Origin of the sequence: Oculatella sp. FACHB-28 (assembly GCF_014696015.1) — a bacterium.
Taxonomy (GTDB): domain Bacteria; phylum Cyanobacteriota; class Cyanobacteriia; order Elainellales; family Elainellaceae; genus JAAUTN01.
This window is the reverse complement of sequence record NZ_JACJPJ010000021.1, coordinates 13,961-39,793: the sequence shown is the minus strand read 5'-3', so window position 1 is coordinate 39,793 and position 25,833 is coordinate 13,961. Positions and strand designations below refer to the sequence as shown.

Here is a 25,833-nt window from a genome sequence, read left to right as displayed (position 1 = left end):
GGATGCAAAGAGAATTGCGTGAAAGAGCTCATAGAGAAGAATTCCCCATTTCAGAATATATCGATCAATATTTGATATTGCTGGTTGGTGATTGGGAACTTTGGTTATAGTTGCGATCGAAGAAATGCGATCGACTGACCCACTATGGGAGAGCTTACTGTGTCTAGTTCTGCTGCAACTGTATTTTGGCAAGCCAAGATTTGGGGATTACTGCATGACCCAACATTGAGAGCATTGCATGATGGCGCTAAACGTGAGGAGCTACCCTTTTGGCAAAATCTAGCGGTAATGAAGGATTGGACAGAACGTGGCTGGAATCCTGAGACGTCAAGTCATCCATTTCTTAGGCATTTGGGTTTAGCTGATTTGATAGCTTCAGCTAGCGATCGCGGTGCTATTGGTGCAGGCTTGGAAGCGGCAAGTTATGGTGAAAAAGGGATTGAAATCTCTCATTTGCTTTCCGGTAAGAAGTTAAACCTTAAACTATCTCAGGACACTCATGAGCAATTGCGCCAATCTGAGCGATCCGAGTTTCTACAAAGTTTGGAGAAAACGCTTATACCAGAGGCAATTAAGCAAGAGAGCGACCCTAGAAAAGTTTTTTGGTGGCTTTGGCGTTGTCTGCCTGCTTCAACCTGCAAAGCTTTTGAGGATGAATCATTACTGTTGCTGCCTGCGGAAAAAGGTTTACCGGATACTTCTATTTGGAATCACGCCAGCTTAGCTTCTGCAATGGCAGGTTCCCTGACAGGTTATGATTTGGCGATCGATGATATTGAAAATTGGCAGCAAGAGGAGAAATCGCACCCTTATCTGGCTGCGTTTAGTTTCACCCCTGTTCAAGAATTAATTAAAGCTAGCCGCAAGATGCGAGACTTCTGGGCAGGTTCTTGGATCTTGCATTACTTATCTGCCAAGGTTTGTTGGGCACTGGCATGGAAGTATGGTCCAGATAGTTTCATTTATCCCAACTTATTTGAGCAACCACTGATTGATCATTGGATTTTAGAAAAGTTTCCAGAGTTTGATAGTTGGGTTGATACACCTACAGATCGGCATCTTTTGACTGCTGGATTTCCCAACGTTTTGATCCTTGTTCTTCCCAAGGATAAAGTACAGCCTGCGATGCAATATGCAGAAGAGACTTTGAAGCGTGAATGGTTACAAATCGGGCATTTGGTTTTTGAAGAATTGGCAGGAACTCGCCGCTGGATGCAGAAACTAAAAAGACTTGATGCTCTAACAGAAGACCATAAGACTTGGAAGGGCTGGTTGAATCCACAATGGCAGGTTTATTGGAGCGCTCTTGCCATTGGAAAAGAAGGAGAAGCCTTAAAAGGCACAGAAATTCCAGAAGAGGCAAAACCAGCCTTCAAACACTGGCTTGACACTCAAAATAAAGCTTTTGAAGTAATAGGAGAGCGTCAGCTCTTTCAAAAAGAAGAGCTTGATTTCATCAGACAGGTTTATGAACACGACCCACAGTTTAATGTCAATGTTGGTTCCTGGTGGTCTTTCATTTTTGGCAAAACCCGATCTGCACTCGCTGGGATCAAAAACTCTCGAACTTGGGAACTACCAGTGGTCTTCAGCTCCCGATCAACGGTGTCTGGTCTAGGACCTGCCGTTCATCCTGGGGATGACTGGTTGCCGGAAGGGGTTGTAAAAGACTTATGGAAGCGCCATGCAGGGTTATTTGACGGTAGAGAACAGCTCAATGCGACTGAAACCGTTAAACGAGGGCTGCACAAAGTTTTAACAAAATTATTTAAGATCGCTGAAAAGCAGATTGAAGCTTCGTACCCTGATTTAACGGCTGGAGTTGCAGGTTACTTAAAGACGCACCAGGACAACCCGCTGCATCTGGCATATTTTCATCAAGTTTGTCAGTCAATTATTGACCAATTACAAATAACTCCTACTGCTGTCCCAAAGTTAACCGAACAGAAATGGGGAGTTCCCTGGATTGATGAAAGTGCAAACGATTTATTGCAAAAGTACCATTCACGTTTCTTAAATGCTGGTTGGTTATCAGAAGAGGTGAACTCACCAAGCTCTGAAGCTTTAGAAAAACAGATTGATAAAGAGCAAGATCCTGGCATGATTGCTCAACTGAACCGTGATCTATTGCAGTTACGAAGAGAGTATCGTCAAGAAATTCAAACTGTTCTTGACCGGAAATATGCGAGTAACAATCCTGGTGACTGGTATGTACTGGCTGTTGGCGATGGCGATGGTATGAATGAATGGCTTCGAGGTAGCAAGCTAAAAGCTTATGAATTTTATACTTCATCGACATTATCTGTACCAGAGTCCCTAAAATCGACGTTTGAAAAATTTGTTAGGCATCAAAAGAGGATGGGTCCTTCAACTCACGGTGCTTTGTCGCGTGCACTACTAGATTTCTCTAACCAGCTAGTTCCTTATCTGACTGAGGAACGCTACGCGGGACGGCTCATTTATGGTGGCGGTGACGATGTTATGGCATACACCAACCTGTGGGAATGGGATAACTGGCTGTGGGATATTCGCCAGTGTTTTCAAGGAGAGCAAGACCCTGAAGAGCAAAGACTGGTACTGCAAAAAGGTAATACTTCAGATCCTAAAGGGTATTTTAAGAACCAAGGAGATTACTGGCTTTGGCAAGGTGATGCTCAAACGCTATCAAAGCGCCCTAGGTTTACCATGGGTAAAGAAGCGACGATCAGCTTTGGGGTAGTCATTGCTCACCATTCAGTTCCTTTGGCGATTGCCCTTGAGAGTTTGTGGGATGCAGAGAAGCAAGCGAAAAAGCATTGTTCTCCAGAAGGTAGCGTGAAAGATGCGGTGCAAGTGCGAGTTTTGTACGGCAACGGTAATTCTTTAGAAGCTACAGCCAAGTTTGATGTTTTTCATCAGTGGCAAGCGATGTTAGAAGTTGTTTCAGGTTTAGAACCTGCATTATTTGAGCAGGCTGCTCAAGTTTGGGACCAACATCCTGCCCCGGTCGTGAGTGCTATTTCGACATGGGCGATCGCTTTCTGCAATCGCAGGGATTTCTTCAACGATGATGACCAAAAACGAGCAGCATTTTGTGAGAAACTAGAGCGTTTTTTGGTTGACCTTTGGAAGGCGACAGAAGATAAGATTTCCCCGACTACAGGAGAGTCTAAACGCGATTGTGAAATAAAGGGCTGGCTCAAATTAGCTGCATTTGTTTTACGCAAACGACAAATCCAGATTCCAACCCAAAAAGGAGGGCAGTCCTGATGCATTGGTATACCCTCACCCCACTTGATGTTTTGCTCTTTCGAGACGCTAAACCGTTTACGCCGGGGGAGAGAGCCTGGGCAGGCAGTGTTTTTCCACCCAATGGACATACTATTGCTGGAGCAATTCGTTCTTTACTACAAACAGATAATGCTCTGACCCTGAAAGGACCATTCCTCTGTAAAGAAGAAACGCTGTATTTACCTCGCCCGCTAAACTATGTGGGATCTCAACGATTGTCACCTCTAACGTGGTTACAGGAACGCGATAGCGAGCATTCCAGCAAGCAGATGCAGTGGGATCGGCGTTATCCAACTCCTTTGTTAAGGGAAGGAGAGAGCAACCCCGATAAGGATGACCTCAAAGCCCAAGATGATCGGCAAGACTACCGCCAATATTTACCAGTTCAGTTGGTTCAACAGCTACTCAAGGGACAAACGCTCAGCCAAATGAACTGGAAGTGCCAGGATGGGGAGAGCCCTCAGCCCTGGACAATCGAATCTCGACCGCATAATACGTTAAAGACCGGAGAACGACAGGTCAAAGACTCAGATGGTTACTTTGTAGAAAATGCAATTCGTTTGCACCGAGGATGGAGTCTTGCGATCGCAGTTGACGAGAAGACGCATCAAGCGATTCAAGGTAAGGGCGACCTGATTACTGTACGTTTAGGTGGTGAAGGGCATCATGTTTTGATGCAAACCTGTGAGCCACTTAATGCTCAATGGAAAGAACTCCAGGAAACGTCAAAGGCAAATTATGACAAAGCAGAAGCATCCTTGCAATCTAATCCCAACCAAGCAAGGTCTTTAGCTTATCTGGTTACACCGGGAGTATTTGAGCGTAATCGAGATAAGGTTGCTACCTGTCGTGCTTGGCCTTGGGAATGGAACCTGACGCATCCACCAAATCCGAACCAGTCTCCTGGTTCTTTAGTCAGTGTTGCAACCGAGCGACCTGTACCGATCAGTTGTCGTTTTCGAGATGCTAGTAGCGGCAGTATTCCTGCTCCTCAAGTGTTTGCTGCCCCACCTGGCAGCGTTTATTACCTGGAACGCCCAGCGCAACTGTTTCAAGACCAACCGACTGTAAACGGCAAGCCAAATAAAGTGCATCACTGGCGACAGCTTGGCTACTCAGAAATGCTTTGGATTCCTTACGGAGCAAGTCAACAATGAATTTAGTCTATTTCTACTTACTCTCTCCCCTACACACTGGTGGAGCTACTCAAGAAGGCAACTTGCTAGGGATTGCCCGTGAATCCCACACAGAACTGCCTTACGTCCCCTCTAGTTCCATTCGAGGGAGATTGCGTGCCAGTGTTGAAGATCAAACGTTACAGTACAGTTTGTTCGGCAATGAAATTAGTGCTGAAGGCAATTTAGTGCAGGGAACTGTCTGGATTGGAGATGGTTCCCTTCTGTGGATTCCAGTTCCTTCTTTAAGTCATGGAGTGATTTGGGTCAGTAGCCCGATGCTTTTGCGGCGATGGGCACGGGTCAATGGGGTTGAATCTGAAATTCCTACTGACTACAGCACTAACTTGAACGGTCAAAAGCCAGTTTATTTAAAGGATGCCATCTTGAAAGCATCAGAACTTAAAGGTTGGGACACCTGGAAAAATTTTGTGCCCCAGGCTGATCAGGCTCAAGGGATTGAACGAGTACTGGTGCTGCCTGACAAGCATTGCGCCACTTTGATCCAAATGTCTTTGTGGCGGCAGGTCAAAGTTAAGTTGGACGAACACAAAACAGTTAAAGATGGTTCTTTTCGCTATGAAGAGGCAATTCCTCCAGATACACTAATGTACTTTCCCTGGGGAACTACTGCTCAAGCAAATGGGACGAGTGCTGCTGCCAAAGTAGACTTTCAGGAGTTGGTTACTCAACGTCCAATTCTACAAATTGGTGGGCAAGAGAGCCTAGGACGTGGCTTTGTACAAACCTGGCTTGGGAATAACTAGGGAGGTAACTTGTTATGGGATTTGATCCACGCACAATTGGAAAGCCAGTTTACGAGGCGTTGAGTGGTTTACGGAGCCTTCCTAATCAAGATGATGCTCGGCTGAAAGAGCAAAAGAACCAGGCAGTTGAGCTATATACTTACCTGTCTACCTGGGGAATGTTGCGTTTGAAAGCTGAAGAAGAAGCTATCAGTAAAGACAAGCCTGGCAAACGACAGGTTGTTGAAAAATTTTTCTTATGTTTAGAAGAAATCGCAGCTACTACGGAGTATCAAGGCTTAAGTTCTGAAAATGGACTTAAAGTTTTGTTGAAACTTGATACAGACGAGTATTTAGGTTTAATGGGATTGGGGCTTGCGATCGCCCAAGAATTCAGCTTTTGGGCAACAGCGGTTTATCACGATATTAAGGGGGAAGCGTAAATGGTATTTGAGCGCCCCAAACGACCTGGACAACCAAGTCCTGCGACGAACCGCCCAAATCCTGCAATTCAGCGTACTGGGGCAGGGCAGCCCAAGAAAGTGATTTCGAGAGGTGGAGGTAACGCTGGAGGCAATCGTAGTGGCGGTAATGGTGAGGGCGGCAATGGGGACGGCAATCGCTCGGTTCCTTCTCCCTGGATTGAGCATCCCCTTGATCCAATCCCTAACCCACATGCAACTGCTAGTTTTGTGGAATATTTGCGGTGGATGCGATCGCCTGACAGCCAATACAAAGATCCCACCAAAGTTCAGATCCTTCAGATGGCAGAAGAAAATGCCAACTACCGCGATCGTTTAACTCAACTGACCAGCCGCACTAAGCTGATTGCAGAGTCTCAAAAGGGAACAACCTTTCCTGTAAAGTGCCTCTGGCGCATCCGTGTAGGGGGGCATCGTGGACCTGAAAGCATTTTGCTACCTGCTTTTGATGCACTAGGGATGCCTTACATTCCAGCTAGTACCTTGCGTGGTGTTGCCAGGACTCAAGCGATTCGAGACTTGATGGCTCAAGAAAACCTGTCCTGGAAGCGAGCTGAAGAAGAAGTTGCTCGCAAATATTTTGGTTTTTTAGATAGCAAAGATGGGGGAGAGCGATCGGGTAAGGTGACGTTTCTCGATGCTTACCCAATTCCACAGCAGTCTGGGAACGGTGGTGGATTAGCTGTTGATATGGCGAATAATATTTGGTCATGGGATGCATCCGGAAAAGGCTTACTCTATTCACCAAACCCAAATCCTTTCTTTTCGTTAGAAGAAGCAACATTCTTGATTGGTATTTGTCCATCTAGCAATGGCAATGAGGAAACCTTGGAGCAAGTAAAGCAGTGGCTTAGTCAGGGGCTTCAGTCGGGGATTGGGTCTCAAGTAAATACGGGATATGGCAGCCTGATTAGAGCAGGGCAGGTTACTCCTGCTAATGCGTTCTTTGACGTTGAATTTACGCTAGAAGGACAGCTCATTCATGGGCGACAGAAATTCAAAGATGTAAATTCCCCTTTTCAAAAAGATCACAACGGAAAACTCCGAATCGATAATAAGGGAAATCTGAAGGTAGATAGCTCTTCTCATGCTGAAGTACGTCCAGTAGCATTTAAGTCCATGCTGCGCTACTGGTTTCGTGTTTTTGCATTGGGTGTCTTACCTTCTAGAGAAGTGCAACAGCTAGAAGCAACCTTGTTCGGAGCAATTAACCCCCGACAATCGCGTGGCTGGGTAACGGTCAGAATTGCAGATGGTCGTGTGGTGCAGCGAGAGGCTCGACCAACTACTCAGGGTAAAGATGATCCTTGTGGAGAGCAATCAGGACGCTTAATTCTTGCTTGCTCATCTGAAGCACCGAATACCCAGAAACGCGATATTGAAGATATTTTCAAAGCTTTAACTTGGATGATGTTTCATCTAGGTGGGATTGGACAGGGAGCCAGACGGCCTTGCTATTCGCGTAAACCTAGAGAGCGCGCACCTTGGTGGCGAGGCTCAACGTTAATTCCTGATGCAGAAGTTAGCTTTTGGAAGTTACCAAACGATGTTCAAGGCTTTCAGCAATTGTTTCGACAACGGCTACAAACCTTTTATGATGCGTTGGGTCGAATGGCTGATCGTTCTGATCGTTCTGTTAACCCTCGTCAGCCTTTAGAAGTAGGGCAAGTTCGACGCGATCGTTGGGTTGAAGCAGTAGATCTGAACTGTCGTATTATCGTCTGTAGCGGAGACGAGAACTTTGGCAAGCCCTATGCGCTATCTGTTCTTCACAGTAATGACTTGAAAGTACAGAATAATCGTGGACAAGTTGATTACGACGGTTATCTGTGTGGACAAGTTCAAGGTGGTGTGAAGCCTTCTCCCGTTTGGATCGCAGATTTGGGAGAGTATCAAGTTGTGACAGTGTTTGGTGCAACGCAAGATCCACGCAAGCGGTATATCAATGAATTGCGTCAGCGTACCAATCGTCAGAATTTTGTCCAAATTTTTCCATTGCAATAAGTAGTATTGCTTATTATCCCCTCATTTAAGAGTACGTTATGAAAACTCTCATTATTACCGTGGGTACACGCCAGATTGGTTGGCGATGTAAAGATGGTGTTGTGCGATCGCTGGGTGCAGATGGCGATCGCGGACACCCTAAACACATTGACCAGTTGTTTGCTGAGTTTGGAATAGAGCGTGGATATCACGGTGATGAACATAAGCCAGAGTTTCGCTGGAGCGTTCGTTATCTCGGAGACCTTCTTTATCGTCATTGTGTAAAGATCAATGATTTTTCTAATGTCGAATTGCTTCTAGATGGAGCGATTCTAGAAACTGCTATTAAAAATGGCTTAGACCACATTATTCTATGGGGTACAGATCAACCAGAGGAAACGTTCTGGAACTTCCGTCGAGCAGATACTTTGTGGTTAGCAAAGTTAATGGAAGGGAAGATCCGTCAAGTATATCCTCAAGTTGAGGTTGATGTTTGGAACCCGGTAGTACCTGTTAATAAAACGGAGGAAATCCGCCAAGAGGTTGAAGGCTTTATCTTAAAATATGCGCTTGATCGTCTTAAAGATCAGTCTTCGCAAAACCTTACTTTGATGATTCAAGCTAAGGGGTCTGTTCCTCAAATTGCAAATACATTGGAAATTTGTGCAGCTGCTTTAATGCGGCAATGCCCAGTGGAGCAAGTCATTCCAGTTGAACCAACTCCGTTATTTGAAGGTGAGACAGCGAGAATTGCAACTGAATTTAAAACAATTAGTTTAGGGCAATACTTCTGGCCAGTAGAACGAGAACGAATTGTTTCTGCTTGGAAGCGTGGCGATTTTACTGAGGCTGCTGTTTGGTTGGAATCGCACCGCGATCGCTATGAGTCAATTTATAAACTTGCAAGACATATCGCACTAGCTAGTAATGGAGAAGCAAAAGCATCTTTTTTGGAACTTCGTAACTGGTCAAGTTCTAGAGCTGTTGCAGGATTAATACCTCCATCGCAATTGCAAACATGGCGAGAGCAGCTAAGTAATTTGACACAAAAACAACCGATAGTAGGGATAAGTTATCAACTGGCATGGGAAGAAGTTTTATTTATTGAATTAGCACTTAGGCGAGCCAATTGTACGATTGCATTTATGCAATTTGCCCAATTAGCAGAACGGCTGTTGTATGTTCAGTGTAAAGCTAATCGTTGGCTACAGAACCAGGTTATTGTGCCCCAAGAGTCTTATCGAGGAAGACTTGAAGATTATAATGCCGGCTTTGGTGGGCTATTGCGTGGTTGGTATCGGGTTAATAAGTTTGACGCAAATCATCAATGGGTTAAATTGACAGATGCCATTCGTGAAAAACGTAATGAGGTTGTTCACCAAGGCAAGTCAGTTAATGAAGCTGAAATTCGATCGCTTTGGAGAAATATTGGTTGTGATGACAGCTTGAGTATATTTGAGCTGATGTTGCAGGTATTGCATAAAGTTACTGAAAATCAATGGAAACCACCTTCAAATCTGCTGCTTCGATCGCTCTATGAATGGGGTTTAGAAAAGCTGTCTTAGGAATCAATCGCTTCTCGCTAACTTTTTTCACTGTTCATCCAACTTTCACTCAAACCTATATTTCTCATCGCGTGCTGCTCAAGTGCGTAATTTATCTGTTGCCGCTGTTAACGGTTCCATCACGCTTATCATCCTACTGATCGCTCCGATGGGTTTAGCTGGGGTCATTATGAATACAGCTCTAGTGACGATCGCCTCTTACGACACGGCAACTGCTGCCGATCGCATTGTTTGTTATCTCACGGCTGATACCCAGCGACCCGAATTAATGGGTAGAGGCGATCGCCCTCACATTCAACGCCGCACTGAATCGAACGATATTGATCGCCTGTCCTGATTACACACCATTACTTTATTGTGCGAACACTGTACGTCTCGCAACAAGGTTGCTATGTGTCACTGAAGCAAGAACGATTGGTCATCAAACAAGGTGAAACAGTTCTAGATGAAGTGCAATTGCCTTTGCTCGAACAAATTTTGATTTTTGGGCAATCTCAGGTTACAACACAAGTGATCCGGGCCTGGTTGCAACGAGATATCTCGATCGCTTACCTGTCACGCATGGGACGGTGTTATGGACGGGTTCTCCCGATTGAACGGGGTTATTGGGCGTTGTCACGGTATTAACAGCAGTTGTTAGCCGTGGATCAGTTGGTCGTTGCTCGCACGGTTGTTCAGGCGAAGTTACGCAATAGCCGAGTAATCTTACAACGACAGCAGCGACGACGACCTTCAGAGATTGTTGCAGCTACGGTTCAACAGTTGGAGTATTGGATTGACTAGGCAGGACAAGCTGAAACGATTGAGCGATTGATGGGCATGGAAGGAATTGGTGCATCCAGTTACTTTGGTGCCTTTGGAGAATGCTTGAATAGCAATGAATTTGTTTTTTTGGCGCGATCGCGTCGTCCTCCGGAAACCTGGTGAATGCGATGCTCAGTTTTGGCTATCAGGTGTTATGGAACCATCTGCTGAGTTTGATAGAGTTGCAGAGGTTGCCCATATTATGCCTGTCTACATCGTGGGTCGGAACGTCACGCAGCCCTTGCCTCTGATTTAATTGAGGAATTTTGTGTGCCTGTGATTGATTCGCTGGTGTTGTATCTGGTGAATCGAGCGATCGTCAATGCGATGAGGATTTTGAATACCATGATGGTGACTGTTATTTGAACAACTCAGGGCGCAAGAAGCTTCTTTGGGCTTTTTTGCAGTGTATGGAAGAACAGTTGAAAATTGATGACAGTGAACAACCTCAGTGGGATCTCTTAACACAACAGGTGAAGGCTTATAAGCAATTCGTCTATAATCCTGCGCTGGACTATCAACCCTATCTGATTCGATGAATGCTCCTCTATATTGTGGTTTACGACATCCCCTGCGACAAACGCCGTAAGAAGGTGTCTGATTTATTGGAGGGTTATAGGCAGCGGGTGCAATACAGTGTATTTGAAAGCGTACTAACGGCTAGTAAATATGACGAGTTGCGTAAGCGGTTGAGAAAACGGGTAAAGTCAGAGGAGGATAGCCTACGATTTTACCCAATTTCGCATCATCCTCCGGTGTAGGTAGAGGTGTGGGGCGAACCGCCAGTGACAAAGTTGCCAGGTTCAACGATCGTTTAGGGGAGTTGCGAGGAGTCGGGAAAATGGACGAAGGGCTGATTCTCCCGTTGCAACCCTCGATGTATTGCTATATAGGCGTTTCAAGGATTTTGAACTATGCTATTTAGTAGTCTGGTTCACTCGCTGAACCGATCCCTCGCAAATGCTCTTTGGACTGCTTGCAGAACACGGGTTTTGGTGGAGGCTCTCCCCACTCGCTGGGGAAGCCAATTGAATGGAAACGCAGATTTTACCCAAGGATTCAGCCAGATATTGACGCTCCCCACTCGCTGGGGAAGCCAATTGAATGGAAACTTGTTAGTAGAAGATCTAGCACTATTCAAAGAAATCCTTTGCCTGCTCCCCACTCGCTGGGGAAGCCAATTGAATGGAAACAGAACTATGGACTTCAAATCAATTGTTCGCATCTTTGTCTCCCCACTCGCTGGGGAAGCCAATTGAATGGAAACTATACGATATGTCGATTTCTTAATTTCAGGCTGTTTTACTCCCCACTCGCTGGGGAAGCCAATTGAATGGAAACATACCAGCCAAGATCTAGATCTTTGGCGTTAATGTCTCCCCACTCGCTGGGGAAGCCAATTGAATGGAAACGTTGATTTCGGCGCAGTAGCGCTCGCTGATCCGCACAGAGTAGCTCCCCACTCGCTGGGGAAGCCAATTGAATGGAAACTCGGTTCTGCCGCTTCTACCACCCAGTCAAAGATAAACTCCCCACTCGCTGGGGAAGCCAATTGAATGGAAACCAGCCAGGAAAACAACGTATTCTTTGGCGGAACTTCAACTCCCCACTCGCTGGGGAAGCCAATTGAATGGAAACCTGAAGAGTCGAGTAAATGGGGGGAGTGGGAGCTTGGCTCCCCACTCGCTGGGGAAGCCAATTGAATGGAAACCAGAAGGCTTTCCAGGCTTCGATTCTACAAAAGAACTCTACTCCCCACTCGCTGGGGAAGCCAATTGAATGGAAACGGTTGAATAGTTGTCATTTTTAGGCTCCTTTGCCTCTCCTCCCCACTCGCTGGGGAAGCCAATTGAATGGAAACTTCTATTTTACTCTGTAAAGCTGTATCCGCTACTATTCTCCCCACTCGCTGGGGAAGCCAATTGAATGGAAACTCTTGAAGTTTGTGGATCTGGCGTTGAATACGGTCTAACGCCTCCCCACTCGCTGGGGAAGCCAATTGAATGGAAACTTTAAGAAGATCTTCAAGGATTGATTTTCTATCGTCTTCTCCCCACTCGCTGGGGAAGCCAATTGAATGGAAACTAAGGTGTACACCTAACAAAAGAAAACCATACTTACTCCCCACTCGCTGGGGAAGCCAATTGAATGGAAACTCAACTAAGGCTAACTCCGCAACTTGATCATCAGACTCCCCACTCGCTGGGGAAGCCAATTGAATGGAAACGTAAGGACGCTCAGCGATCGGATAGTTTCGCAGGGTGTAGGTGTACTCCCCACTCGCTGGGGAAGCCAATTGAATGGAAACCGGATGTTGTTTGACGATTAGCGATCGCTCCACCTGCTACTCCCCACTCGCTGGGGAAGCCAATTGAATGGAAACAATCACACGGGAACAGGGGATGAGTGCGAAATCGCTCAACTCCCCACTCGCTGGGGAAGCCAATTGAATGGAAACATTTATCAATTACGGCTGTTTAGGACCAATAGGACTCTCCCCACTCGCTGGGGAAGCCAATTGAATGGAAACACGTTTCAACCTTCGACGAGCTAACGCAGAATGTCAGCTCCCCACTCGCTGGGGAAGCCAATTGAATGGAAACGACCAGATCGTCATCTTCTGGAGTCTGTTCTGTATAGTCGTCTCCCCACTCGCTGGGGAAGCCAATTGAATGGAAACGTTATGGGCGCTAGTTATTGCAACATTGAATTCGCCTCTCCTCCCCACTCGCTGGGGAAGCCAATTGAATGGAAACTGATTTTAGGAGCTTTAGAGAGTTTCGGCTAACTATTCTCCCCACTCGCTGGGGAAGCCAATTGAATGGAAACTTCAACTGCGTTCAAGATCTCTTCCGTCGTGCGTGTGACTCCCCACTCGCTGGGGAAGCCAATTGAATGGAAACGCGACACTCTTTAGCGTTTCGGTCTTGCCTGCCCCGCTCTCCCCACTCGCTGGGGAAGCCAATTGAATGGAAACTAAGCTCCATCAATTGCTCGTTCACTTTTCGCAATCTCCCCACTCGCTGGGGAAGCCAATTGAATGGAAACTGCTGCTTAGGGACTCAGAGGTTGCCAAAGCTGTTACTCCCCACTCGCTGGGGAAGCCAATTGAATGGAAACTAAAGGTACAGGTACTACTAGTATCTGGATTATGGGCTCCCCACTCGCTGGGGAAGCCAATTGAATGGAAACTTGAATTCTTACCTGTTTCTCCTGAATTAGTTCTGATAACAGCTCCCCACTCGCTGGGGAAGCCAATTGAATGGAAACTGCCAGTTCTAAAAGATAAAGGCGATCGCCACACCTTTCCATCAGTCGTACTCCCCACTCGCTGGGGAAGCCAATTGAATGGAAACTGAGCTATTCTTCCGTAGACGTAGCTAACACGTGATAAACTCCCCACTCGCTGGGGAAGCCAATTGAATGGAAACTAAAAACCCATTTCTTCAGATGGGAATATTGATTAGTCACTCCCCACTCGCTGGGGAAGCCAATTGAATGGAAACCCGACATCTGCCGCCATTCGGTGCGCCATCTCGCCTTCAACTCCCCACTCGCTGGGGAAGCCAATTGAATGGAAACTTTCCTTATTCGTGCGTTTACCTGGTTCATGCTGTTGAACTCCCCACTCGCTGGGGAAGCCAATTGAATGGAAACAAATGCTCTGCCCAAAAGAACAGATAGTTCTTATTGGCTCCCCACTCGCTGGGGAAGCCAATTGAATGGAAACGTTACAATTGAACTTCTCAAAGTGAGACTCTAGAATCTCCCCACTCGCTGGGGAAGCCAATTGAATGGAAACTTTTGAAGCATTGGGTCAGGCAATAAAGTGTCTTGAAAGCTCCCCACTCGCTGGGGAAGCCAATTGAATGGAAACTCTAGGTCTTTTGGATGCCCGTCCAGGTAGGCTAACTCCCCACTCGCTGGGGAAGCCAATTGAATGGAAACTCAAGGTACTCAACCTGTAAATTGAACTCTTCAGCTAACTCCCCACTCGCTGGGGAAGCCAATTGAATGGAAACTACAGTACTCAATTTAATGCTGGATATTGGAAAATTAACTCCCCACTCGCTGGGGAAGCCAATTGAATGGAAACTCAATATCAATCGGGTTGCTCATAATGCATAGCACCTTCTGTCTCCCCACTCGCTGGGGAAGCCAATTGAATGGAAACTTCAGCAATCCAAAGCAGATCAGATAAAGACATTGACTCCCCACTTGCTGGGGAAGCCAATTGAATGGAAACGCGCTCGAATGTATAGGGTTCCCCAATCCCCATCCAAAACCCCTCTGTGACAATATGAATGAGACACCTGAATTGCTGCCTCTATTGGATCTTTAGGCACAACGCCTCCCCACTCGCTGGGGAAACCCATTGAATGGAAACCTTATCGTTTAGCCGTTCAGCCTTAGCAAAGTTTTGATTTCCCTACTCGCTAGGGAAATCAATTGAATGGAAACCGGTCAAGCGACAACCCTCGGTAGAGCGATCGCTTGTAAACTCTGCCGAATCGAGCGTTGCAGCTTCTATTCATCGTCTGAGGCAGCAGGATGGGGCATGGTAGTTAGTTATAAGTAGTTCCAGTGAGGGGTTGAGGACATTCAATCATCGCTGCTAGCTTCTCCGATCGCCTTTAGATACGCCTCAGCAGCAGCCTGCTTAAACACCCCCTTGGTGTAGCGCTTAAACACCCGATCGCTCTTAATCCCCATCAACTCCTTACCAAATAGGGGATCAACCCCTCGCCGTGTCGCCTCCGTTCCAAAGGTATGCCGGAAACGATGCGGGTTAATGTCTTCCACTCCTGAGATCGCCCCCAGTTTCTTCACCATCTTATGCAAGCCCTTGTAGCCCAACCGTTTCCCTGAACTCTTCGGATCCTGCGCCAAAAACATGGGACTCTCCGGTAATGGCTCAAACTTCTCGCCTCGCTGCCGTCGCCACTCCAGATACGCCTCTAGATGCTGCCTCGCTTCCCGACCCAGCGGCACCTCACTCACATTCTGTCCCTTCGAGCGATGTACCTTCAGCATCTTGCCGTTCCAATGCTCTACGTTTAGGGCAGAGGCTTCTGAAGCCCGCAGCCCGTGGCTGAGCACAGCTACAATCGCACGGTCACGCATCCGCGTCCGTTCATCGAGTTCCAGTGCTTCCCAAAGTTGGCTCAAATCCTCTGCCTCAATATGGTTTGCCTGGAGTTCCTCCTGTCGTTCCAGATCGATCGCATCCGTCGGCAGCGGTTTGTTCATTGGATAGCCATTGCTCCTCCTCAGCCATCCATAGAAGGATCGCAACGTGTTGAGTGCATGATTGACTGAGGTGGGCTTCAACCCCTTGAGCTTCAGTTCCCGGCGATACTTACCAATATCACTGGGCGTGACATCGAGCCAGGACTTATCGCACCAGGCAGCAAACCGAACTAGCTGCCCGCGATAGGTACGTCCCGTATTCTCTGACTTCCCGGTCTGGCGCAGAAACTCCTCAATCTGCCAGTGACGCATATCGGGTGGCTCTTCCCGATGAAGCTCCTCCTTTTTGCCACCATCGAGTGGCACGATCACGATTGGCAAAACAGGGTCAGAAGGGAATGAAGACATCAGGAGCGCCAAAGTTGGGTGAGTTTCAGGTAGAGATAATTGCACTTATCTCTACCTGAATATTGTCAGAATAATAATGCTATTTCTATGATTCCTGGCATCTGATAGATAATTGAGGCAGTTCAAAGGGCAAGGCATGGGACGGCGAACGAACGAGAAATGCTGGGCTTGCGCTCTGCTCACCGCAGGGGAAGCGCGAAAGCTGCATGACTCCGCTCTGGGTGGGGATGGCTGCTGGCGCGAGGGAACCTGCCGCAGTCGCCGCTCTTATTACCGCAAAGGGCGAAGTCGCCTGGCACAACGAAAAGTGGCGATCGCGGAGATCACGGTACCCATTCCCCAGATTGCCTATGTTGTGTTGCACACCTATGTAGACCAACCGCGTGAGTCGAATGACGAGGTCGTGATTCATTCGATGTGTGCAGAACTGTGGATTGGGGAGAAACCAGTAGCAATAACGCAACCCCAACACACCTTTGGGCTACCGCCCCGTCTGGTGAAGGAGTACGCACGGCAATTATTGGATGCCCTTTACCAACGCTATGGGAACGGGCGACGCAGTGGCTTCGAGCGGTTCGCCCGCGAAGAACAGCACTCCCTGTCCCAGTGCCCGATTCGTCCCTGCTCCTACCATGCTGAGCATCTTCAATTTGTGCAGGGGGAAGGACACGGGTGAAGGGGAAGCAGCTTGAACTTGATCTCTGGTCCCAGTTGCGACGGGCACAGCAGATGCCGGAGATGATTGAGGTAACGCAGATGTTAGATGCGGTGGAAGTAGCAGCAGCTCAACTGCCCGAGTCCGATCGCCTGCGGTTTGCTGGGGAAGCCTTGCTTCAAGTTGCCCAGATCTGTGAGACACGGGCAGAGTTATTGATGAGCGAGTGGGAGGAGACATCCCGCGATCCGGTTGTAGAACAGGGATTTTTTGACGACCTGGTGCGTCAGACGATGGCGGTGGATTTAAGTGATCTGATGGAGCCAACTCCAGCTCGAAAGCCTCGGACAAAACGGGCGAAATCAAGTGGGACTGAAGAGGGGTCAATCGCTGCAACGGTTGACAAGGCTGCTGTATTGGCAATGGTGGAGCAACTGGAGGCAGCAGCCGTTGAGGAGGAGAGAAAACAGCAAGTGTTGACGGTTGCCTATGACGAGAATGTCTCGCAGTGGACAGAGGCGATCGCCCAAGGATTGCAAGCAGCATTGCCAGATCGCGTCTCCTTGACTCAGTTGTGCCAACGCTTGGGAATGCCACAAGTGGAGGTTTGGCTAGCCGTATTGTTGGGTGAATTTGAGTTGGAGCAGGAGGGGGAGTTTTATGATTCTCATATTTGGGTGAGGCAGCAGGATCAGGAGAGGACTGCCTAAGATGTCCATGGTAGGGACATGCTTCATTGAGTAGGTGCCCTACACTGTGCACCCAATCCGGCTAAATTGGGAGAAGGATGAGGGTATGCGTTAATATTCCCACATGCGACCATTGCGACTACTGCTTGAAACCCAGGAGGCAGCCCGAGAGGTTGCCTTTATGCTGAGATGCAAGTACGACGGGTGCAACATGATTATGCTACCGCCGATGTATGACACCTTGGCGCTACGAACGGCAATCGAATTGATCGGAAGCGATTTCTGCTTTGACGGAGATTACTACCCCCTAACATTGCTGCAGTCCCAGGAGGCAGCAATCGATTTGAACGAAGAAGAAGCGTCCGAGCGAATCAGCCTGCAATCTCAGTTGTGGTGTGACAAATCTCCGTTCTGATCCCACTCTGCAGAAACATTGCCGAAAAGGACCATCGAGCTAGTGTTTGTAGTACGGGCGTAAGCTAGCTAATTGGAACCTTGAGCATCAACCATTGCCGAGTTAGGGTCATTCTCGGTAATGAGTACGTATGCACTTAGATGTAGCTTCGTTGCCTTTGTAATCTAGTGTAGAAACTACTTAGATTTTTAGCAAAGATTTAGTAATATTTATGCATAATAGCGAAGAAACGAATAATCTTGAAGCAAAAGTGCTTCTACCTCTAGAACGTCATGAGCGATGCTTTTGTCTCATACTCACGAAAAGATAAAGAATTTGTTCAATCGCTTCACGTCGCTTTTGAAGAGGCTAATCGAAACGTATGGATAGATTGGAAAGATATTCCTCCAACAGCTGATTGGTGGAATGAAATTGAAAGGGGCATTGAAGGTGCTAACGCATTCGTCTTTATTATTAGTTCAAATTCAATACTTTCCAAAGTTTGTCGACAAGAAGTTGAACATGCTGTTAGGCACAACAAACGCTTAATACCAATCTTGCGAGATGATGCATTTGATTCAACTAACCTACATGAAGCCTTGGTAAGGCACAATTGGCTCTTCTTTCGGATGGAAGATGATTTTGATAACGCTTTTCAACTTCTATGCAAGGCGATCGACACGGATCTTGAGTATGTACATAGGCACACTCGTCTACTAGTTCGAACTTTAGAATGGGAAAGCAAACGACGTAACGATAGCTTTTTGCTTCGGGGTGATGAATTAACAGAATCGGAAGAATGGCTCTACAAGAGCTATGAGGAACCCAAACCAACCGAACAGCAAGTAAACTACATCAGGAAAAGTCGTGAAGCTGAGGATTTGAACCAGCGGTTAGCTGCAGCTGGACAACGAGCCAAACGTTTAGTCCGTATTGGTTCAGTTATTCTAGGCGTAACTTTGAGTGTTGCGGCTATAGTTGGTGGAATGACTACATGGGCATTTCGCCAACTTCATGAGGCAAAAATTGCGACTAACTTAGAACGAGACGGAGCAGATGCTCTGTTACAGTTTGATGACTCTGGACAGCTAGATGCACTATTGTCCGCGATACGCACTGTACAAGACTTGAAGCAGCTAGTTGGTGAAGAACGGGCACTGCAAGACTATCCGACCATTACTCCTATATCCTCTGCTCGTAGTATTCTTGATAATATTCGGGAGCAGAATAAGATTCAGACATATCAGAGTACGCTATACAGCGTTAACTTCAGCCCTGATGGGAATACAATCCTCACAACAGGGCTGGATGGTACTGCTCGTTTATGGAAGCTTTCAGGTCAACTTCTACAAAAGTTTGAAGGATCTCAAGAACGAAAAGCAGTTGTAAGTGCAAGCTTCAGTCGCAATGGTGATCACATTCTTCTTGGTAGAGAAGATGGCACCGTTCAATTATGGGATCTGACTGGGCAACTAATCCGTGAGTTTATAGGGCATCAAAAAAATGTGTGGAGTGTGAGCTTTAGCTCGAACGATAAACAAATCCTTGGAGGATCTGAGGACGGAATAGTTCGAATGTGGGATTCATTGGGTCAGCAACTTGTGGCATTTAAGGCACATGAGGGCATAGTTTGGGATGTGCGCTTTAGTCCGGACAACAAACAGATTCTCACAGCAGGAGGAGATGGTGTTGCTCGATTATGGAGGCGTTCAGGACAACGGATGATTCTAGTTACTGAATTTAGAGGACATCAAGATGAAGTTACGAGTGCAAATTTTAGTCCTGATGGGCAGCAAATTATTACGGCTAGTAGCGATAAGACTGCTCGTTTGTGGAGTTTATCAGGACGTTTAAGTGAGGAGTTTAGAGGGCATCAAGATGGTATTTGGAACGTCCGATTTAGTCCTGACGGTCAACGCATCATCACAGGTAGTGGCGATGGAACAACCAGAATATGGAATCTAGCAGGAGAACAAGTTGATGAGTTTAGGGGAATTCAAGGAAAAATTTTTAATGCTAGCTTTAGCCCTAATGGTAAACAAGTAGCTGCTGTTGGAACTGATGGAAATATTTGGTTATGGATCCTTGAAAGTTCCCAAGTAACTCAGGTTCCTGTGAATCAAGGTGATATTGAAATAATAGATTTCAGTTCCAACGGTGAACAAATTCTTGTAGGTGAGAAGAACGGAATAGTTCAACAATGGAATCTTGCAGGACAACAAATTAACCAATTCAATAGCCATCAAGATGAAATTAGAAATGCTAGATTTAGCCCTAACGGACAACAAATTTTAGTAGTTGGAAAAAATAATATTGCTCTTCTGTATAGTTTGACAGGGCGACAGTTAGCCGAGTTTCGATCTCCTCAAACTACAGTCTGGAGTGCAAAATTTAGTACAACCGGGCAAGAAGTTATAACAATTGGTCACGATGGAACTGCACAACTATGGCGTCTTTCTGGAGAGCAAGTCAGCGAATTTATAGCACCTGAAAGTAAAATTCATAATATGGGTTTTCATCCTGAGGACGAGAAGGTTGTTACAGGAGACCAAGGCGGTAAAATTCGAATATGGAATTTTTCTGGACAGCAACTTTCTGAATTTAAAAGTTCTCAAGGTGGGATTTGGATTGCTAAGTTTAGTCCAGATGGTGAGCGGATTTTATCTTATGGAGAAGATAAAACTGTTCGGTTGTGGACTCTTGAAGGACAAGAGATTGCACGATTTAGAGGACATCGAGGCGGAATTCGTGATGTAAGTTTTATCCCGGATAGTGAACAGATTATTACCATTGGTAGTGTTGATAATACTGTTAAATTCTGGAACTTTGAAGCCCAACAACTCAATGAATACAGATTAAGCCAAGGCAACATTGTTAGTGTCAGTGTCAGCCCTAATGGACAAACGCTTGCGATTGCTGGTGATAATGGCATCATCTATTTCTACCCAATAAGAGATCTCGATTTAGAAGAACTTCTACAGCAGAGTTGTGAGTGGCTGAAGGATTACCTAGATAGCAATTCCAATGTGACAGATTCGGATCGTCAACTTTGCAACACACAACTAGCAGAGCAGCATTCTTTGCGGAGAGTACATTAACCTCAGCGGAGCGAGAAACCCCTTGGCTGAGGCTACTTAAACTTGCACAAGCAATGCCGAAAAAGCATCATTTTCGGCAATGATGTTAACTGCTAACGTCTCGCTTGAGAGGCTGCAAGTAGCCTTGAATTAAGCACCAAGATCTTTTGACAGCCCGCTCCAAACGAAGTGTTAGACCTCCTAACGCTATGTTTGTTTACGTACACTTTTGTAATCTTTTGATCAATAGTTATAAACTATGCATCAAGTTCTCAAAACTTTGGAAGATAATATCTTAACTATCATTACTTATGGGTGACTGCTTTTTAGATTTTATAGACATCTTTTTTCTCTGTAACCTGTTCCTAGGCAGTTGTTTCAGATAGCCTGGTTGCCCTTGAATCAGCTTATCCGTGGCATGGTGCATAGTTGTGCCAACCATTGTGGAGAATCTATTAATATCCTCATAGGTTAATGTTTCATCATCTAGCAAGCGTCGTGTGTAAGCTTGATCAACCTGATGTAATTGACGTAAATAAGCAAGAAAAATAACTTTTAAGTACATTAAGTGATCAACAGATTCACGAACTTTTTGTCTAGGTTTAGCAATTAAAATTCCATAAATAACTCCTAGAACGCCTGTAACTCCTGTTACCCCCACCCCTACCCAGTTATCTAAACTACCTTCGCTGAGTAATGTTTGCCTTGCGCTCAAAACAACCAATACTACCCCAATAGTAAAAACAGCTACGTCCATCAATGTGGCTAATGTAAAACCGAGTCGGGCCTCTTTAAGAGAAGTTTCAAATAAACTTCTGATTTTAGCTTCTGCATCACTAAGAGCATCCATATACTTCTTTGTAACGTCGCTACTTACACGAAGTTTTTCGAGGGCTGTAATTCCTCCCATTTCACTCAGAATGGTGCGAGAAATTTCTTGCTGTTGGCTTGAACCTGAAAGCATGGCTACTTCAAGCTCTTGAACAACAGATTTATAATCCATCCATCTCAATGCTCTAGCAAATTCTTCTAAGTAGTTAAGATGATTTGGTTCACTAGCAATCTCAACTATTCGAGCAACTGCAATACGAGTTCCAGCCACTTTTTCTAATGCTCTAGCGGCTTCCCTTACAATTGCTGGATTTGGATCAGTCAACTCCTGAATAAGTATAGAACTGCTACTTCTAGCCTTTAAATTGCCTAAAACAGTCAATGCAGCAGCTCGTAGACCATCTTTCGAAGGAGCACGTCGATAGCGACTAACAAAATTTACAAGTGTCCCAGCTACTTTTTCTGCATAAGGTGATTGGCTTTGAATTCGACCTAGTGCATAAATCGCTTCATAGGTTGGATCAAAATCCTTATGAGGTTTATCGACAATCTCACATAGAAGAGGTACTACTTCTGAGATAGTAACCATTCGGAGGGCACGAAGCGTAGCCCATTGCAGCAACTCATCTTGATTAGCCTCAGTAGATCTCAGATTTGGAAGAATACTACTTAGCTGCTCCTTCAAAACATCAGTTGAACAATCATCATCCTGTAAGGCTAAAATGGCAATCGCTAGTTTCCGCACCAAGGGTTCTTCATCTTTTGTGAGCTTTTCTATATCTGAGGCAAGCTCTTCTGAATGACATAATTCTGATTCAGCAATACCAGCAAGAGCCCAATAGCGCACCCATTTGTCAGGATCACTGTGAAGACAATTTTTCAACACCTCAATTGCTCTAGAATCGCAGTCATTGATCAGAGCTAGTGCATCAACCAACCATGCTCGAATCCAAGCAGCTTCTTTTTCTTCAGCTTTATCTTTTTTAGGACAAAACTCCTTTTGTAGTGCATCAATAATTAAAGAGCGGAGATGAGGGCGATTAATTTTTTGGTTTGAATCATTAAGAGACTTAAGAGACTTTGCTCTATCAGCTTCTTGACCATTAATCAATGCGTCAAAAACTTTAGCTGTAATTACACTTGAGGAGGCTGTGTTCATTTTGATGAGAATAAGCAATGTTGGCTAGATGTAGGAATAACTACTAAACGACAAAATAACTGCTTTTCGCTCTATTTTTACATCTGGTAAGGAAGTAAGGTTGTGTCGCAAAAAACAGCCAATGGTAAAGTAAGCAGGCTCAAACTTCCCTCCTTGCCCTCCGATGTCTACTACTGCTCTGTTTAAGTGGCGGCACTTTTTGCCCGAAATCATCCTGCTGAACGTGCGCTGGTATTGTCGCTATCCCTTGAGCTACCGAAACTTAAAGGAGATGATGGCAGAGCGAGGGGTAGAAGTGGATCATTCGACGATTAACCGTTGGGTGTTGAGGTATGCCCCAGAATTGGACAAGCGGGTTCGACCTCATCTGAATCCTACGACTGATTCATGGCGGGTAGACGAGACGTACATCAAAATTCGTGGAGCGTGGAGGTATTTGTATCGAGCGGTGGATTCAGGAGGCAACACGCTGGACTTCATATTGAGTGTGAAGCGAGATAGCAAGGCAGCGGCGCGCTTTTTTCGTAAAGTGCTCAAGGCTCAGCACACTAGGGCTCCACGAGCTGATTAATGTGGACAAGAACACTGCTTACCCAGTAGCAATAGAAACGCTGAAAGGAGATGAGACACTAGTTCAAACAACGGAGTTACGGCAGGTGAAATACTTGAACAATGTAGTTGAGCAAGACCACAGAAATATTAAGCGAATGACCAAACCCATGATGGGTTTCAAATCATTCAACAGTGCGAGAAAAACCTTGAGAGGACTTGAAGCAATGAACATGATTAGAAAGGGACAAGTGAAAGGAGTCGAACAAGGGGATAGTGTGTCTGGAGTGAAATTTATCGAAGCGATCTTTGGAATTGCTGCTTAGAGATATGCAAACGACACAGTTCGTTCGTCACTCAGAAGTTTTTGCGACACAACCGCTCGAACCGTCTGCTCGTGACACTCAAAGATCTCGGCAATGGCAGGAACGGTCTATCCTTGAGCATTGAGTCGGATCATATGAGCTCGGTCTCGCGTCCGTTGCGGTACTGTTGCAGCAATCCGCAACTCGCTCAAGGTGCGGTCTTCTCCCTGAGTCAAAACAAGATGAATTGGAGCAGCCATAGAGTCTGTTGTGAACCAGATTTACATAAGCGTATGTTGAGGCAAAATTACAAAAATTTTCTAGAATTCCTGCAGGATATAGCTTTTAGCCGTCACGTGGCACTGAAAGGTAGCGAAGCTACCTTTGCCCCAAAAAACACTTATCCTGATTACACCCCCATTACCTTACACAGCTTGCCAGTTATGGCTGTGGTATCTCGAGATGATAGGCAGGATCATCTGGGGGAGTCAAGAATTTCGAAACTCGACTATCTGCTAATACAGCTCTTTTAAAAGCTGTATGGTTAGAAATTGATGACGGAGCCACGTCAAATACATTCAGTATTCTTGGATCTGAAGCGTGACGAGATACCCTTGTTGGACCTATAGCAATTATCTTTGCCTCCATATCCGCTTTAATCTGTGTAGGACTCCTACGAGCAGCTTTGGATTGTACATAAACATCAATTACCTGATCCCCAGCTGCTCCGTACAACCTCTTCTGAGATGCAACTCCAAGATTTTCAAGATTGTTAAACATGACTCGGGCTTGTTCTGCAGGTGTTCTGGAAGTACTTGAAATTAATGCACTACTTAAGTTTGCTGTTTGCAAAATATCTTCCAACACCTTTCGGGAAAAAGAAGTAAGATTTTCTGCTTGTGCATTTTGTCCAAATCTAATAGTTATAGCAGAATTAACTGGCAATTCTGTTCTAGGCTTGTCTTCTTCAGGTTGCGTAGCCAGATCCTCTTTACACTCGGCTAAGCTCTTCATCCGCTTTGAATACCATTTAGCTCGGGCAATAACATCTGAACCGTAATCGTTCCCAGCTGTGCCGCGATCGATACCTATTCTAGTTTGAACGTTTGATGATCCAAAGTTGTAGGCAGCTGTCGCTCCTTTAAGAATGAACTCATCCTCCCAACCGCGATGCTTTTGTATAACTTCTTTGCGCTTAGTATCAAAGATTTCGGCACCCTGATTGATATGTATTTGATTTGCTGGATCGCTGTTGACTCCAGCTTGCGAATGATAACGTTTATCCACCTGCATAATGCCAAAAGCATTACCCCTATCTCCCAAGCCATTACGATCTAGCGCGCTTCCAACATGAGATTCTCGACTAGCAATAGCAGCGAGAAGAGCTGGAGGCACATTATATTTGACGGCTGCTAAATAGAAGCGTTCTATAATAGGCTGGACTCTAACCCAATCCATCTCAGCCATTTTATTTGAAGCAGCAATTCCTCCTGCCATCCCAATCTGATTTCTGGCAGTTGTATTTGAAGCACCTGTAGTTGGTGCTTTATCTAGGGCAAGATCCCAACGATCAGTGAGGATAACTAAGCTTCCCGAACTAGCTGACCTGTTCCCATTTGATTGAGTGCGTATGGGCGGTGGTTCAATGGGATTAGTTGGATTGTCTAAATCTGGTTGAACAACTCCTAGTCCCAAGCCCTTTAGAGGCAGTGCTCCTCTTGGCCGGTCTGGTTTTGGAGGGATGGGAATCTGACGAAGAAAGGCATCAAGCAAACGCACATCGCTCATATCCTTCTGTTTATTCTTACGCAGTTGGTCTATAAACCTTTGTGCTAAGTCGCAGCCCTGTTCAATAGCCAAATCCATGTTAAATCCACTATCTGTCATAGATCCCTCCAGCTACTGCGAGGAGAAGGAGAAGGAGAAGGCAGCTGCAGTAAATTAACTTCCTGCGGTGGAGTACTTATAGATTCAGTCACATCAGAAGAAAGCTGAGAAATAGTTTCGTCTTTGGTGCGGCTACCAGATGACGAACCAAAATAGTAGCCGAGTACGGTACTAAACCCTGCTGTTAGAGTACCAATTAGTATATTGATAAGGCTATTGGTATTGTCATCTCTTTCTTCTTCAGGCTGGTAAAATACCATCGTGCAAAGTAACAATGTGAAAGCAAAAACGACAAATGTACTAAGGAAAGGAGGATACCAATCTCTCTTACCCGTCGCTTTGGTAATCTCTACTTCACGGGAGCGAGCGTTGGCTCTGTCGGCATACTCAGCTTGATCCATCTGCAGCCTGACGCTAATGAGATATTGCTGATAATTGTCCTCCAACTCCCTGAGCTTAATGACTGCCTCCGGATTTGTTTGGATATTTCTAGCGATTTCTTTCATTGTTGAATTACTTTCAATGCCTAAGGCATTGGTAATCAAGCCTATTACCCCAGCGGCGAGACCGGGGGGACCACCTATTACCGCCCCTAGGAGTGGTACGCCAATTTCTGCCAGATCGTCGAATAATGCCATTCCTCCCCCAAAATACACTCTAAAAT

The 25,833-nt window shown here is 45.8% G+C and carries 16 protein-coding genes, 3 pseudogenes and 1 CRISPR repeat array; of the genes and pseudogenes, 14 read left to right on the top strand and 5 right to left on the bottom strand.

The window, feature by feature from the left end; translation table 11 throughout:
- Window positions 1-159 precede the first annotated feature (159 nt).
- From cas10 to cas2, 9 genes and pseudogenes are all read left to right on the top strand, one after another.
- On the top strand, window positions 160-3,249 hold the full coding sequence (gene cas10, locus H6F88_RS01070; protein WP_347277647.1) for a type III-B CRISPR-associated protein Cas10/Cmr2: 3,090 nt from the start codon (window positions 160-162) through the stop codon (window positions 3,247-3,249).
- Entirely contained in the window at window positions 3,249-4,427 is a 1,179-nt protein-coding gene (locus H6F88_RS01065; protein WP_190640903.1) for a type III-B CRISPR module-associated protein Cmr3, read from the top strand. Before cas10 ends, H6F88_RS01065 begins: the two co-directional genes overlap by 1 nt.
- Entirely contained in the window at window positions 4,424-5,212 is a 789-nt protein-coding gene (gene cmr4 / locus H6F88_RS01060) for a type III-B CRISPR module RAMP protein Cmr4 (protein ID WP_190640902.1), read from the top strand. The genes H6F88_RS01065 and cmr4 overlap by 4 nt, the downstream gene beginning before the upstream one ends.
- A gap of 14 nt (window positions 5,213-5,226) precedes the next feature.
- Window positions 5,227-5,634, top strand: a complete 408-nt coding sequence (locus H6F88_RS01055; RefSeq protein WP_190640901.1) for a hypothetical protein — start codon at window positions 5,227-5,229, stop codon at window positions 5,632-5,634.
- Complete coding sequence (locus tag H6F88_RS01050) at window positions 5,635-7,677, top strand: RAMP superfamily CRISPR-associated protein (RefSeq protein ID WP_190640900.1); 2,043 nt, start codon at window positions 5,635-5,637, stop codon at window positions 7,675-7,677. It abuts the gene before it with no gap.
- Between the two features lie 38 nt (window positions 7,678-7,715).
- A complete protein-coding gene (locus tag H6F88_RS01045; protein WP_190640899.1) occupies window positions 7,716-9,221 on the top strand; it encodes a hypothetical protein in 1,506 nt (501 codons plus the stop codon).
- 70 nt (window positions 9,222-9,291) lie between these two features.
- A pseudogene (gene csx18, locus H6F88_RS01040) lies at window positions 9,292-9,558 on the top strand (CRISPR-associated protein Csx18); the annotation flags it as partial.
- Window positions 9,559-9,578: 20 nt separating this feature from the next.
- Window positions 9,579-10,292 (top strand): annotated as a pseudogene (gene cas1 / locus H6F88_RS01035) (CRISPR-associated endonuclease Cas1); the annotation flags it as partial.
- Window positions 10,293-10,564: 272 nt separating this feature from the next.
- Window positions 10,565-10,786 carry a CRISPR-associated endonuclease Cas2 gene (gene cas2 / locus H6F88_RS01030; protein WP_190640897.1) on the top strand — a complete coding sequence of 74 codons (222 nt, stop codon included), beginning with the start codon at window positions 10,565-10,567 and terminating at the stop codon, window positions 10,784-10,786.
- A 243-nt stretch (window positions 10,787-11,029) separates the two neighbouring features.
- Window positions 11,030-14,271: direct repeats of the CRISPR family, unit length 36 nt; unit sequence CTCCCCACTCGCTGGGGAAGCCAATTGAATGGAAAC.
- Between the two features lie 356 nt (window positions 14,272-14,627).
- Here cas2 and H6F88_RS01025 read toward each other — a convergent pair.
- Window positions 14,628-15,668: a tyrosine-type recombinase/integrase gene (locus H6F88_RS01025; protein WP_347277646.1), complete on the bottom strand. Its 1,041-nt coding sequence runs from the start codon at window positions 15,666-15,668 to the stop codon at window positions 14,628-14,630.
- A gap of 91 nt (window positions 15,669-15,759) precedes the next feature.
- Between H6F88_RS01025 and H6F88_RS01020 the strand changes: the two genes are divergently transcribed.
- The 4 genes from H6F88_RS01020 to H6F88_RS01005 all read left to right on the top strand — a co-directional run bounded on the left by H6F88_RS01020 (window position 15,760) and on the right by H6F88_RS01005 (window position 20,459).
- Entirely contained in the window at window positions 15,760-16,299 is a 540-nt protein-coding gene (locus H6F88_RS01020; RefSeq protein WP_190640896.1) for a hypothetical protein, read from the top strand.
- Complete coding sequence (locus tag H6F88_RS01015) at window positions 16,296-16,988, top strand: hypothetical protein (protein WP_190640895.1); 693 nt, start codon at window positions 16,296-16,298, stop codon at window positions 16,986-16,988. The genes H6F88_RS01020 and H6F88_RS01015 overlap by 4 nt, the downstream gene beginning before the upstream one ends.
- A gap of 160 nt (window positions 16,989-17,148) precedes the next feature.
- The gene (locus H6F88_RS01010) at window positions 17,149-17,382 is read left to right on the top strand and encodes a hypothetical protein (RefSeq protein ID WP_190640894.1); all 234 of its coding nucleotides are present in this window, start codon (window positions 17,149-17,151) and stop codon (window positions 17,380-17,382) included.
- 272 nt (window positions 17,383-17,654) lie between these two features.
- Window positions 17,655-20,459: a TIR domain-containing protein gene (locus H6F88_RS01005; protein ID WP_190640893.1), complete on the top strand. Its 2,805-nt coding sequence runs from the start codon at window positions 17,655-17,657 to the stop codon at window positions 20,457-20,459.
- 274 nt (window positions 20,460-20,733) lie between these two features.
- Here H6F88_RS01005 and H6F88_RS01000 read toward each other — a convergent pair whose 3' ends face one another.
- A complete protein-coding gene (locus tag H6F88_RS01000; RefSeq protein WP_190640892.1) occupies window positions 20,734-22,428 on the bottom strand; it encodes a HEAT repeat domain-containing protein in 1,695 nt (564 codons plus the stop codon).
- 163 nt (window positions 22,429-22,591) lie between these two features.
- Between H6F88_RS01000 and H6F88_RS00995 the strand changes: the two are divergent.
- A pseudogene (locus H6F88_RS00995) lies at window positions 22,592-23,303 on the top strand (IS6 family transposase).
- A 107-nt stretch (window positions 23,304-23,410) separates the two neighbouring features.
- On the opposite strand, the gene H6F88_RS33790 reads toward H6F88_RS00995, so the two are convergent.
- The 3 genes from H6F88_RS33790 to H6F88_RS00985 form a co-directional block, all read right to left on the bottom strand.
- A complete protein-coding gene (locus tag H6F88_RS33790; RefSeq protein WP_277882127.1) occupies window positions 23,411-23,542 on the bottom strand; it encodes a hypothetical protein in 132 nt (43 codons plus the stop codon).
- A gap of 181 nt (window positions 23,543-23,723) precedes the next feature.
- Window positions 23,724-25,169 carry a transglycosylase SLT domain-containing protein gene (locus H6F88_RS00990; protein WP_190640891.1) on the bottom strand — a complete coding sequence of 482 codons (1,446 nt, stop codon included), beginning with the start codon at window positions 25,167-25,169 and terminating at the stop codon, window positions 23,724-23,726.
- On the bottom strand, window positions 25,166-25,807 hold the full coding sequence (locus H6F88_RS00985) for a hypothetical protein (protein ID WP_190640890.1): 642 nt from the start codon (window positions 25,805-25,807) through the stop codon (window positions 25,166-25,168). Before H6F88_RS00985 ends, H6F88_RS00990 begins: the two co-directional genes overlap by 4 nt.
- Window positions 25,808-25,833: the final 26 nt, after the last annotated feature.

Excerpts from the sequence above, each read along its gene's own strand:
- H6F88_RS01000 (WP_190640892.1), bottom strand. The coding sequence starts at position 22,428 with ATGAACACAGCCTCCTCAAGTGTAATTACAGCTAAAGTTTTTGACGCA.
- H6F88_RS01055 (WP_190640901.1), top strand. The coding sequence starts at position 5,227 with ATGGGATTTGATCCACGCACAATTGGAAAGCCAGTTTACGAGGCGTTG.
- H6F88_RS01005 (WP_190640893.1), top strand. The coding sequence starts at position 17,655 with ATGAGCGATGCTTTTGTCTCATACTCACGAAAAGATAAAGAATTTGTT.
- cas2 (WP_190640897.1), top strand. The coding sequence starts at position 10,565 with ATGCTCCTCTATATTGTGGTTTACGACATCCCCTGCGACAAACGCCGT.
- cmr4 (WP_190640902.1), top strand. The coding sequence starts at position 4,424 with ATGAATTTAGTCTATTTCTACTTACTCTCTCCCCTACACACTGGTGGA.
- H6F88_RS00990 (WP_190640891.1), bottom strand. The coding sequence starts at position 25,169 with ATGACAGATAGTGGATTTAACATGGATTTGGCTATTGAACAGGGCTGC.
- H6F88_RS01050 (WP_190640900.1), top strand. The coding sequence starts at position 5,635 with ATGGTATTTGAGCGCCCCAAACGACCTGGACAACCAAGTCCTGCGACG.
- H6F88_RS00985 (WP_190640890.1), bottom strand. The coding sequence starts at position 25,807 with ATGGCATTATTCGACGATCTGGCAGAAATTGGCGTACCACTCCTAGGG.
- H6F88_RS01010 (WP_190640894.1), top strand. The coding sequence starts at position 17,149 with ATGCTGAGATGCAAGTACGACGGGTGCAACATGATTATGCTACCGCCG.
- H6F88_RS01045 (WP_190640899.1), top strand. The coding sequence starts at position 7,716 with ATGAAAACTCTCATTATTACCGTGGGTACACGCCAGATTGGTTGGCGA.
- H6F88_RS33790 (WP_277882127.1), bottom strand. The coding sequence starts at position 23,542 with ATGGCTGCTCCAATTCATCTTGTTTTGACTCAGGGAGAAGACCGCACC.
- H6F88_RS01065 (WP_190640903.1), top strand. The coding sequence starts at position 3,249 with ATGCATTGGTATACCCTCACCCCACTTGATGTTTTGCTCTTTCGAGAC.
- H6F88_RS01020 (WP_190640896.1), top strand. The coding sequence starts at position 15,760 with ATGGGACGGCGAACGAACGAGAAATGCTGGGCTTGCGCTCTGCTCACC.